At 51.9% G+C, this 10,233-nt stretch carries 12 protein-coding genes; 10 read left to right on the plus strand and 2 right to left on the minus strand.

Going from position 1 to position 10,233, the window contains the following annotated elements; translation table 11 throughout:
• The first annotated feature begins 79 nt into the window (after nt 1-79).
• A complete protein-coding gene (locus R70723_RS09510; protein WP_047171083.1) occupies nt 80-985 on the plus strand; it encodes a DUF8580 domain-containing lipoprotein in 906 nt (301 codons plus the stop codon).
• A gap of 75 nt (nt 986-1,060) precedes the next feature.
• On the opposite strand, the gene R70723_RS09515 is transcribed toward R70723_RS09510, so the two are convergent.
• Nucleotides 1,061-1,522 carry a hypothetical protein gene (locus tag R70723_RS09515; protein ID WP_052421244.1) on the minus strand — a complete coding sequence of 154 codons (462 nt, stop codon included), beginning with the start codon at nt 1,520-1,522 and terminating at the stop codon, nt 1,061-1,063.
• Between the two features lie 185 nt (nt 1,523-1,707).
• On the opposite strand from R70723_RS09515, the gene R70723_RS09520 reads away from it, so the two are divergent.
• Nucleotides 1,708-2,070: a DUF423 domain-containing protein gene (locus R70723_RS09520; protein ID WP_372238279.1), complete on the plus strand. Its 363-nt coding sequence runs from the start codon at nt 1,708-1,710 to the stop codon at nt 2,068-2,070.
• Nucleotides 2,071-2,147: 77 nt separating this feature from the next.
• On the opposite strand, the gene R70723_RS09525 is transcribed toward R70723_RS09520, so the two are convergent.
• A complete protein-coding gene (locus R70723_RS09525; protein WP_039871615.1) occupies nt 2,148-2,687 on the minus strand; it encodes a hypothetical protein in 540 nt (179 codons plus the stop codon).
• A 229-nt stretch (nt 2,688-2,916) separates the two neighbouring features.
• On the opposite strand from R70723_RS09525, the gene R70723_RS09530 reads away from it, so the two are divergent.
• From R70723_RS09530 to sufB, 8 genes are all read left to right on the plus strand, one after another.
• Nucleotides 2,917-3,219, plus strand: coding sequence for a YunC family protein (locus R70723_RS09530; protein WP_039871616.1), 303 nt, complete (start codon nt 2,917-2,919; stop codon nt 3,217-3,219).
• Between the two features lie 250 nt (nt 3,220-3,469).
• Nucleotides 3,470-3,934 carry a Dps family protein gene (locus R70723_RS09535; protein ID WP_144027205.1) on the plus strand — a complete coding sequence of 155 codons (465 nt, stop codon included), beginning with the start codon at nt 3,470-3,472 and terminating at the stop codon, nt 3,932-3,934.
• A 262-nt stretch (nt 3,935-4,196) separates the two neighbouring features.
• Nucleotides 4,197-4,766: a DUF1802 family protein gene (locus R70723_RS09540; protein ID WP_039878510.1), complete on the plus strand. Its 570-nt coding sequence runs from the start codon at nt 4,197-4,199 to the stop codon at nt 4,764-4,766.
• 232 nt (nt 4,767-4,998) lie between these two features.
• The gene (sufC, locus tag R70723_RS09545) at nt 4,999-5,781 is read left to right on the plus strand and encodes a Fe-S cluster assembly ATPase SufC (RefSeq protein WP_039871618.1); all 783 of its coding nucleotides are present in this window, start codon (nt 4,999-5,001) and stop codon (nt 5,779-5,781) included.
• A 29-nt stretch (nt 5,782-5,810) separates the two neighbouring features.
• Nucleotides 5,811-7,112 carry a Fe-S cluster assembly protein SufD gene (gene sufD, locus R70723_RS09550; protein WP_039871620.1) on the plus strand — a complete coding sequence of 434 codons (1,302 nt, stop codon included), beginning with the start codon at nt 5,811-5,813 and terminating at the stop codon, nt 7,110-7,112.
• Nucleotides 7,109-8,335 carry a cysteine desulfurase gene (locus tag R70723_RS09555; RefSeq protein ID WP_039871623.1) on the plus strand — a complete coding sequence of 409 codons (1,227 nt, stop codon included), beginning with the start codon at nt 7,109-7,111 and terminating at the stop codon, nt 8,333-8,335. The genes sufD and R70723_RS09555 overlap by 4 nt, the downstream gene beginning before the upstream one ends.
• A complete protein-coding gene (gene sufU, locus R70723_RS09560) occupies nt 8,322-8,759 on the plus strand; it encodes a Fe-S cluster assembly sulfur transfer protein SufU (protein ID WP_039871624.1) in 438 nt (145 codons plus the stop codon). Before R70723_RS09555 ends, sufU begins: the two co-directional genes overlap by 14 nt.
• Nucleotides 8,760-8,777: 18 nt before the next feature.
• Nucleotides 8,778-10,175 carry a Fe-S cluster assembly protein SufB gene (gene sufB / locus R70723_RS09565; RefSeq protein WP_039871626.1) on the plus strand — a complete coding sequence of 466 codons (1,398 nt, stop codon included), beginning with the start codon at nt 8,778-8,780 and terminating at the stop codon, nt 10,173-10,175.
• The last annotated feature ends 58 nt before the right edge of the window (nt 10,176-10,233 follow it).

Here is a 10,233-nt window from a genome sequence, read left to right on the forward strand (position 1 = left end):
TATGCAACCCGGGCAACGGGTTAAACGTTATTAAGGGTAGACTCTTACCACACTCTGCACACACAAGGAGGCCGTCAACATGAGATCAGTGAGACCGCAACGTTCATTACCGGCTGCAGCTGCTGTTGCTGTATTAATGCTGGCCCTTACCGCTTGCGGGGGACAGAGCCCGGCAGAAGCACCCGGCGAACCCTCGGCAACCGTTACCCCTTCACAGACAGAGAACGCTGCACCGGCTTCACCTTCGCCCGCGCCTACAGAGGAAGCAGCCCAGGTTATCCAGGGTACAGGAACCTATATCGGCCAGATAGACAACCACTCCGTGGAGATCGAAACGGAAGAGGGGCCGACCGCTTTTGAGCTGGGAGCGGGCACAGAGGATGCCCCTGCAGCGCTTGAGATGAATGATATTGTAATTATTGAATATGTGGAAAAAGCAGTGGAGGGCGATCCTGCCGTAGTCCAGCGGATTCTGTCCAGACTGGAAAAGGCGGAAGCCGGCGGAGAGGCGTCTTCAGCTGAAGCTCTGCCGCCTACAAAGACCTTTAAGCTGACCCTTGAGGGCATGGAGGAGGAGAAAACGGCGGATTTGGCCGAGGGAGATGGCTATTCGCTGTATGTATTTGATATATTCACCTTTGACAGAACTGCCGGCAGACTCGCCATGAAGGTGGACCCCGGCTATTATGCTGATATTACCAGGCTGCCCTCCGATTTCAATCTCGATGCGCTGGAAGCAGAAGGGCGCGAAGCCCTATCGGACACGGGAGAGGTTACCAGGCTGAGCCAGGAGGAGCGGGAGCGGCGTATGTCAGGGGTGAGGCTGTACCTGACGGCGATGGGCTCCGGCGTCACGAGCCAGTATATCGTTAAAGAGATTGACGGCCAAGGCTACATCATCCGCATGAATATTCCGCAGCGGGAAGCCTCGGAAGGGTTTGGGCCGCATGTATATGCTTCGCTGGATTCCATCGTCAGCCGCTGAGCTTAACGGAAGCAGGGCCGCTCCGGATTAGACCGGAGCGGCCCTGCTTCTGTCTAAACCATAGAGCCTCCAGAATCAGGCTCCGGCATTTACCAGTACCGTTGCAATCATCAGCATGAACAGAAGCAGAATGATAGCGTTAATGATGGTACCGATGATGGCGAACACTTTTTTGCGCCTGCGGAGGGTAAGGCCGATAATCCCGACAACAGCACCGGCTATATTAACCGCTACAAGAATGATGACGGCCAGACCCAGCATCATGATGGCTTGCGATGAATCATTGATTACATCGTTGCTGCTGCTAAGGATAGTAGTCGCCTGCATGCCTGCGTAGACAAAGGCAATGGCATAGCCGATTACGGTAACCAGGGCAATCACGAAAGAAGCAATCCCCGGGCCGGAATGTTTGTAATCGCGTTTGTTCTCCTCATACCCGTATCCCGGGCTTGTTTCCGGCTGCATGCCTGCCCCTGACAGGGGGGACTCCGGCGGGCTGCCCGGGAGGTCGGTTTTGGGCGGGTAATGTTGATCCATATTCAGCACTCCTCGTAATGGGGATGAAGACTTATACCTTCCACTTTTTCATAAGACAGCTGTAAAAGCAAGATATAACGCAAAAATACTGCCGGTCCTCTCTAGCTGGAAAACGGAGGCCCCGATAAGTTAAGATAAGGAAAGCTTAATGAAGAGGAGTTGTGACCTTAGTGCAGCGAAAATTTATGGCCTGGGGAGCTTTGCTGGCGATGCTGTCAGTAATGATCGGCGCCTTCGGGGCTCATATGCTGGAGGATGTAATCAGCAGCGAGCATTTGGCTGTGTACGAAACAGGGGTTCATTACCACATGGTGCATGCGCTTGGCCTGCTGGTCATAGCATTGCTTATCGGGCAATGGGGAGAGAGCACCAGACTGCGCTGGGCAGGCTGGCTGCTCATTGCGGGCATAGTTCTGTTCTCCGGGAGCCTGTACGTGCTCAGCATTTCCGGCATCAGCATGCTGGGGGCTATTACCCCGCTTGGCGGTGTCTGCTTTATCGCAGGCTGGATTTGCCTGGCTGTTGAAGCTTTCTTCCGCAAGCAGTAACACCAAAAAACCAACCTGTACCTGCCCGTGCATTGAAGCGGGAAAGGTACAGGTTGGTTTTTCTGTAAAGAATGCCCTTACATAAATTCATCAATTTCATAGATTTTAAAGGTGTATACCTGTTTCTCATCGACGTGATAAACGCTGATGGTGGATGACTCTTCATCAAAATTCAGAATCCGGCAGGGCATGGAGACCTGATTGCCTGGACGGTTCGTCCGCAGGCGGACCAGCTGGTTGTTCTTAATGTACTGGCGTATTTTGGCAAAAGCATCTACAGGGACGGCTGCTGCGGGCTTGGCTGGCGCGGGTTTTGCCGGTGCAGGCGCAGGCTTCGCCGTCTTGTCTGCCGCTGTGCTGTCAGCATTAACCGGCATTTTGAACGGTGCCGGCTTTGCAGGCTCCTGATTAAGGGCTGCTTTGGCTGAGCGGAGCAGCGTATCGATGCTTCTTCCCAGCTCAAGGCCCGAGTTGATTTTGAAATCCGTAACCTTATCGCTATTGTTGTTCAGCAGTTCAAGTAAATATTGCAGTGCCAGCGGGTTGGTACGGGCATTGATCAGGATGTCGACGTTAAACAGGTAATTACCGTCTGTATTTTGCAGTTTCTTGTCCATATATCCCCCAGCTTTTCATCAAATCATTTCATTCTTTAATATCTATTAATCATTTCATAAGCCAAGTAAACTATACCATTAAACCGCTGATAAGCATACACTTCTTTGTCCGGATAGAGGACTCCCGGCTCATAAAATTTATAGACCATTTGGTCCATACGTCCACACCGGCTCCCGGAGGGGAGCATACACATACAACGTGACTGTGACAATAAGGAGGAACTGCAAAGTGGTGACGTTAGAGCCTGTTCAGGTAGGCGGACATACGCTGGTCGGAGTCGAGGTAAAGCTGCCCAAAACAACTCTGCTGACGGTCAGCACGGACCGGGGATATATTATGTGCGGGGCGCTTGATGTAGGTTTATTGAACGAGAAGCTGGGTGAACGGAAGATCATTGCAGCAAGGGCGGTTGGTGTGCGTACCCTGGCCCAGCTGCTTGCCGCTCCGCTGGAGTCTGTTACCATAGAAGCCGGGAAGCTGGGCATTGTTCCGGGAATGACCGGTGAAGAAGCGCTGCTGCTTATGCTTTAGGCCGTTTGTATTGAAGCTGAAGGGGCCGCTGCGGCCCCTTTTATACAGCCTGTCTGAACAGCGGATAAGGCTGGAGGAGATGGTCATCCTACGTAAGAGGAACATGCATGGCCCGGGCCCCGGCCTGTCAGGTGCAGCCGGTATGACCTTGTTTCGTAGCTGGTCATGCAGGGTACTATGAATATAGACAACTGCAGCCGGAGGTTGGACATGCAGCCGGCAAAAATTACGGATAAGGATGGGATTAACAATGGCAAAAGCAGCAAACAAAGTCGATACAACTTCACTGGAACAAGTACTTAACCGCCAGGTGGCGAACCTGAACATACTGTATGTAAAGCTCCATAATTATCACTGGTATGTGAAGGGTGAACAGTTCTTCTCCCTGCACGAGAAATTTGAAGAGCTGTATGATGATGTTACCCTCAAAATGGACGAGGTGGCCGAACGCCTGCTGAGCATCAAGGGCAGTCCTGCTGCAACGCTCAAGGAATATCTGGAAATCGGGACGATTCAGGAAGCAACGGGCAAGGAAGATACCCGCGGCATGGTTCAGACGCTGATCGAGGACTTCGCAACAGTTGCTGAAGAGCTGACTGAGGGCATCGAGCTGGCCGAGGAGATCAGTGACCAGCCTACAGCGGACCTGTTCATCAGAATCCGCACCGATCTGGAAAAAAACCAGTGGATGCTGCGTTCGTTTTTGGGCGCGTAACACTGTAATACTGTAACAGCTGGAAAATGGAATAGAGCCTTCCTTGCGGACAATGTTATTAAGTTAACTTATCTTAATAACTTTGCCCGTGCGGAGGCTTTATTTTTTTGCGGGAAGGGACAGCGGAATAAACTGCAGGCAGAGAAATTTCTTCAGCAGCTGTGATCTTGGCAATTTGTAGACAGCCGCTGCAAGTTATATAATCCATAGTAAACCTCCTGTTATGTAAACGGAGCCGGAAAGGGGAAGACTGCTCTTGAATATGAATTCTGTCGCGCTAAAGGAATGGGCTTCAGCAATACAAGCCCTGGCCGGAGGACAGCAGATTATCCTGCTGCGCAAAGGAGGCATTGCGGAAGAAACAAGGCGCTTTGAGCTGAAAAGCCATTCGTTTTTTCTTTATCCCACCTATGAGCATCAGCGTGAGGAGCTCCTGAAGGAGCCTTACCGCCAGCTGGTTGCACAGACTATGGCGGAGGAGGCGGCTGCAGGGGAAGGAACGGTCAGGCTGCAGGTGTACGCGGAAGCTGTTGAGGATATCGAAGTGCGGGATCTGGAGCAGCTAGAGCTGCTGTACCCCTTCCATATCTGGAGCGGACAGCTTGCTGCCGAACGTTTGCGCTGGAAGGCCAAGGAGCCGCTGCATGTTCTGCTGCTTCGCGTATATGTAAGTGAGGCTGCAGTGTCCGTACCGGTATTGGACGAATATTCGGGCTGCCGTTCATGGATCGAGCTGGCTGACATGCCGCCGGCACCGCAGTGGAGTCCGGTTCTCAGCGACAGCGAATTTGAGTACCGGAGAGCGGAAATCCTGTCTGTGCTGGGGAGTTAACATGCCGCACTTATATGTCGGATAACGCAGAATAGCGCTGAAAATTGAAAAGCAGTATTTGAAAAAAGACATCCTTTGTAATAAAATTAGTGAGAATCATTGATAATCACTATGATTCTGTTTATAATTATTATAATGTGATATACAATCTAATTGTGCTGGCGATCAGGGAAATCCTGTGACAATACAACTTTCTGATTTCGCAAATTGACGAGTGGAGGGAATATTAATTATGGCAGCAGATTTTGTCATTGAGGGACTGAAAGCGAACATTGAAGGGAAAGAAATTCTGAAGGGGATTAATCTTCAGATGAAGGGCGGAGAAATCCATGCCATCATGGGACCTAACGGTACCGGTAAAAGTACGCTTGCTTCCGCACTGATGGGTCACCCGAAATATGAGGTTACTGAAGGTACTGCTATTCTAGAGGGTGAAGACCTGCTGGAAATGGCAGTGGACGAACGTGCACGTGCAGGCCTGTTCCTCGCCATGCAGTATCCGAGTGAAATCGCCGGAGTAACGAACTCTGACTTCCTGCGCAGCGCGATTAACTCCCGCCGCGAAGAGGGGAAAGAAATCTCCCTGATCCGCTTCATCCGCCAGATGGAGGCGAAGATGAAGGAACTGGAGATGAATCCGGAATTCCTGCACCGCTATTTGAATGAAGGCTTCTCCGGCGGTGAGAAGAAGCGTAATGAAATTCTTCAGATGATGATGCTGGATCCTAAAATCGTCATTCTTGACGAAATTGACTCCGGCCTTGATATTGATGCATTGAAGATTGTAGCTGAAGGCGTAAACGCTATGAGAAGCCCGGAACGCGGTTTCCTGGTCATTACCCACTATCAGCGCCTGCTTAACTACATCAAGCCTGATTATGTGCATGTCATGATGCAGGGACGCATTGTTAAATCCGGCGGACCTGAGCTGGCAGAGCGTCTTGAAGCAGAAGGCTATGAATGGGTTAAGGAAGAGCTCGGCATTGAAGATGAAACTGTAGGACAAGAAGCATAATTCATACACCAGGAAGGAGGAAACCATTTATGACGACGCAAACCATTCTTCCGGTGGATGCCGAACGGCTCAGCGAATTATCGCAGAGCGGCGGTGAGCCGGGCTGGCTGAAGGACAGCCGCCTTCAGGCTCTGGCACTGGCAGCCGAGCTGGAGCTGCCGAAACTGGAGAAAACGCGGATTGACCGCTGGAACGTGAACAACTATGGAAGCTACAAAGCGGGTAAGCCGCTTGCTGCACTTAATGAAGCACCTGCAGCTATAGCTGCGCTGATTAAGGACCAGGAGCAGGGAAGCCTGATTATTCAACAGAATTCAGGCGTTGTATACACGCGTCTGGCGCCTGAGCTGGCTGCTCAGGGTGTAATCTTCACTGATCTGCAGACAGCTGCCAAAGAGCACGGGGATCTTGTACAGCGTTATCTGCATAAGGCTGTATTGCCGGGCGAGCATTCTATTGCGGCGCTGCATGCGGCACTGTGGAACGGCGGGGTGTTCCTCTATGTTCCGAAGAATGTTGTTATTGATACTCCACTGCAGGCAGTACTGTTCACCGATGATGCAAAGGCTTCTTTTGTTCCGCATATCCTGATTGTTGCTGACACGAACAGCTCTGTTACCTATGTAGACAACTATGTATCTGACAAGGCTGAAGCAGGTCTTCACAACGGAGCGGTTGAAGTGTTTGTCGGCGCCGGGGCGAAGGTGCGTTTCGCGACTGTCCATCAGCTTGGCGAGGACACCACGGATGTAACTTACCGCCGGGCTGTCATCGAGAATGACGGTACGATTGAGTGGATTGTCGGTGAAATGAACTATGGTGATACAGCGAGCGATACCAAGTCTGTGCTCAAGGGCAACGGCTCAAGCTCGGATGCCAAAGTGATTGCAGTAGGCTCGGGTTCCCAGAAATTGAACTACACTACTCAAGCACAGCATTTTGGCAAAAACACGCCAAGTGACATGATTACCCGTGCAGTTATGCGCGAATCCGCAAACTCCATTATTAACGGAATTACAAAGATCGAGAAGGGTGCTACAAGAGCTGACGGCCAGCAGACGGAAAAAGTACTGATGCTGAGCCCGAAAGCGCGCGGAGACGCCAATCCGATTCTGCTCATAGACGAAGACGATGTAACAGCAGGCCATGCCGCTTCCGTAGGACAGGTCAATCCCGAGCAGGTGTACTACCTGATGTCCCGCGGAATCACACGGCATGACGCAGAGAAACTTATCATATACGGCTTCCTGGCACCTGTCGTGTCGCAAATTCCACTTGAGGGACTGCGTAATCAGCTCCAGACTCTTGTGGAAAGGAAGTTGGGCCAATGATTAACAGCAGTATCCGGGAGCAGTTCCCCATTCTGAACCAGAAGATCAACGGGCATCCGCTCGTGTACCTGGACAGTGCGGCGACTTCACAGAAGCCGCGCCAGGTGATCGAGGCGGTCAAAGCCTACTATGAATGGGACAATTCGAACGTGCACCGCGGTGTTCACACGTTAGGCAGCCGGGCAACGGATGCTTACGAGGGCGCACGGGAGAAGGTTGCCAAATTCATCAACGCCCGCAGCGTCAAGGAGATTATATTCACCCGCGGAACTACAACGGCGCTGAATATTGTAGCATCCTCCTATGGTCCTGCAGCAGTCGGTGAAGGTGACGAGATCGTCATCACCCAGATGGAGCATCACAGCAACTTCATTCCGTGGCAGCAGCTGGCCAAGCGGACAGGGGCAACCCTTAAGTTCATCCCGCTGCAGCAGGACGGAACCGTTACGCTGGAGGATGCGGAGTCAACAATCACAGATAAGACCAAGATTGTGGCGATTGCCTATGTATCCAACGTTATGGGTGTTACAAATCCCGTTAAAGAGCTGGCTGCCATTGCTCACCGCCACGGTGCGGTTATTGTGGTGGACGGTGCGCAGAGCACCCCGCATATGAAGGTGGATGTCCGGGAGCTGGACTGCGATTTCTATGCTTTTTCCGGGCACAAAATGCTGGCGCCAACCGGTATCGGCGCTTTGTACGGTAAAAAAGCCCTGCTTGAAGCGATGGAGCCGGTTGAATTCGGCGGAGAAATGATTGACGATGTCGGCCTGTACGACTCGACCTGGAAGGAGCTTCCCTGGAAATTCGAAGGCGGCACACCGATCATTGCCGGTGCTGTCGGCCTGGGGGCTGCTATCGATTTCCTGCAGGAGGTCGGTCTCGATAATATCCACCGCCATGAAATGCAGCTTGCCGCCTATGCGGAGCAGAAGCTGTCCGGGATCAGCGATCTGTCAATCTACGGGCCGCGCAACCGTCAGGTGGGTGTAGTAACCTTTAATCTCGGTGACGTCCATCCGCATGATGTTGCCACCGTGCTTGATGCCGAAGGCATTGCCGTGCGGGCCGGACATCATTGCTGCCAGCCGCTGATGCGCTGGCTGCAGGTCAGCTCAACAGCCCGGGCCAGCTTCTATCTCTACAATACTGAAGAGGATGTAGATGCGCTGGTTAAGGGCCTAATCAAGGCAAAGGAGTACTTCTCTTATGAACTTGGATGACCTGTATAGACGCGTTATTATGGATCATTATAAAAATCCCCGGAACCGCGGTTCTTTTGAAGACGATGCACTAAAAATTGAACTGAACAACCCTACCTGCGGCGACCGGATTACGCTGCAGCTCAAAGTAGAGGACGGCATCGTCAAGGATGCCCGCTACAGCGGAGAAGGCTGCTCGATTAGCATGTCGTCCGCTTCGATGATGACGGAAGCGGTCAAAGGCCAGAGCATTGAACGTGCGCTTGAGCTGGCTGACAGCTTTTCCTCTCTGATGAAGGGTGAAGATGCAGATTTCGGAGACTACGAGGATATAGAAGCCCTGTCCGGTGTTAATAAATTTCCGGCGCGGATCAAATGTGCCACCCTGGCCTGGAACGCGCTGCGCAAAGGCATTGAAACAGAAGAAGGGCACCAACAACATTAGAACAAGGAGGCTGATACCATGGCTAAGAAAGCGCCTGATATGGAGGAGTACCAGTACGGGTTCCGTGATGAGCACAAGTCAATATTTCAGTCTGGTAAAGGGCTCACGGAAGAAATCGTCCGCGAAATCTCCGCAATCAAAAACGAGCCGGAGTGGATGCTGAATTTCCGCCTGAAATCCCTGGAGCAGTTCCGTAAAATGCCGATGCCTAAATGGGGCGGCAATCTGGACGATCTGGATTTTGACGATATCCAATATTATGTAAGACCTTCCGAGAAGCAGGGGAAGACGTGGGAAGAGGTTCCTTCTGAAATCAAGGAAACCTTTGACAAGCTTGGTATTCCTGAGGCGGAGCAAAAGTTCCTGGCCGGTGTATCGGCACAGTATGAATCCGAGGTTGTCTACCACAGCATGCAGAAGGACCTTGAGGATCAGGGCGTTATCTTCACAGATACGGATACCGCGCTGCGCGAGCACCCTGAGCTGTTCAAGAAATTCTTCGGCACGATCATCCCTCCGGCTGACAACAAATTTGCCGCACTTAACAGTGCAGTATGGTCAGGCGGAAGCTTCATCTATGTTCCAAAAGGCGTGAAATGCGAAGTGCCTCTGCAGGCTTACTTCCGCATCAACTCCGAGAATATGGGACAGTTCGAGCGTACGCTCATTCTTGCGGATGAGGACAGCTTCGTGCACTATGTAGAGGGCTGTACAGCACCGATCTACAGCACGAACTCCCTGCACAGCGCAGTTGTTGAGATTCTGTGTATGAAGAACGCACGCGTTCGTTATACTACGATCCAGAACTGGGCGCCGAACATCTATAACCTGGTAACCAAGCGTGCTGTAGCCGAAGAAAATGCCACGATGGAATGGGTTGACGGCAACATCGGCTCCAAGCTGACTATGAAATACCCTGCGGTTGTCCTGAAGGGACGCGGAGCGAAGGGTTCGGTATTGTCCATCGCGGTTGCGGGTAAAGACCAGCACCAGGATGCAGGCGCCAAGATGATCCACCTGGCACCTGATACAACATCGACCATCGTCTCCAAATCAATCAGTAAGCACGGCGGCAAGGTAACTTACCGCGGACTCGCATCCTTCGGCCGTCAGGCAGAAGGCGCAAAGGCGAACATCAAGTGCGATACACTGATTCTGGATAACCAGTCTACATCGGATACGATTCCGTACAACGAGATCATGAATGATAATGTCATTCTTGAGCATGAAGCTACGGTATCCAAGGTATCCGAAGAGCAGCTGTTCTATCTGATGAGCCGCGGCCTGACTGAGGCTGACGCTACACAGATGATCATCATGGGCTTCATCGAGCCGTTCACCAAGGAGCTGCCGATGGAATACGCGGTGGAAATGAACAGACTGATTAAGTTCGAAATGGAAGGGTCGATCGGCTAAACCTTGTATTTACAGGGTTAGTTGCTCCCGCCCCTGACTAATAAATAAGTGTCCGCTG

It is taken from the genome of Paenibacillus sp. FSL R7-0273 (assembly GCF_000758625.1).
Taxonomy (GTDB): Bacteria; Bacillota; Bacilli; order Paenibacillales; family Paenibacillaceae; genus Paenibacillus_AQ.

Excerpts from the sequence above, each read along its gene's own strand:
- R70723_RS09510 (WP_047171083.1), top strand. The coding sequence starts at position 80 with ATGAGATCAGTGAGACCGCAACGTTCATTACCGGCTGCAGCTGCTGTT.
- R70723_RS09515 (WP_052421244.1), bottom strand. The coding sequence starts at position 1,522 with ATGGATCAACATTACCCGCCCAAAACCGACCTCCCGGGCAGCCCGCCG.
- R70723_RS09520 (WP_372238279.1), top strand. The coding sequence starts at position 1,708 with ATGGCCTGGGGAGCTTTGCTGGCGATGCTGTCAGTAATGATCGGCGCC.
- R70723_RS09525 (WP_039871615.1), bottom strand. The coding sequence starts at position 2,687 with ATGGACAAGAAACTGCAAAATACAGACGGTAATTACCTGTTTAACGTC.
- R70723_RS09535 (WP_144027205.1), top strand. The coding sequence starts at position 3,470 with ATGGCAAAAGCAGCAAACAAAGTCGATACAACTTCACTGGAACAAGTA.
- R70723_RS09540 (WP_039878510.1), top strand. The coding sequence starts at position 4,197 with ATGAATTCTGTCGCGCTAAAGGAATGGGCTTCAGCAATACAAGCCCTG.
- sufC (WP_039871618.1), top strand. The coding sequence starts at position 4,999 with ATGGCAGCAGATTTTGTCATTGAGGGACTGAAAGCGAACATTGAAGGG.
- sufD (WP_039871620.1), top strand. The coding sequence starts at position 5,811 with ATGACGACGCAAACCATTCTTCCGGTGGATGCCGAACGGCTCAGCGAA.
- R70723_RS09555 (WP_039871623.1), top strand. The coding sequence starts at position 7,109 with ATGATTAACAGCAGTATCCGGGAGCAGTTCCCCATTCTGAACCAGAAG.
- sufU (WP_039871624.1), top strand. The coding sequence starts at position 8,322 with ATGAACTTGGATGACCTGTATAGACGCGTTATTATGGATCATTATAAA.
- sufB (WP_039871626.1), top strand. The coding sequence starts at position 8,778 with ATGGCTAAGAAAGCGCCTGATATGGAGGAGTACCAGTACGGGTTCCGT.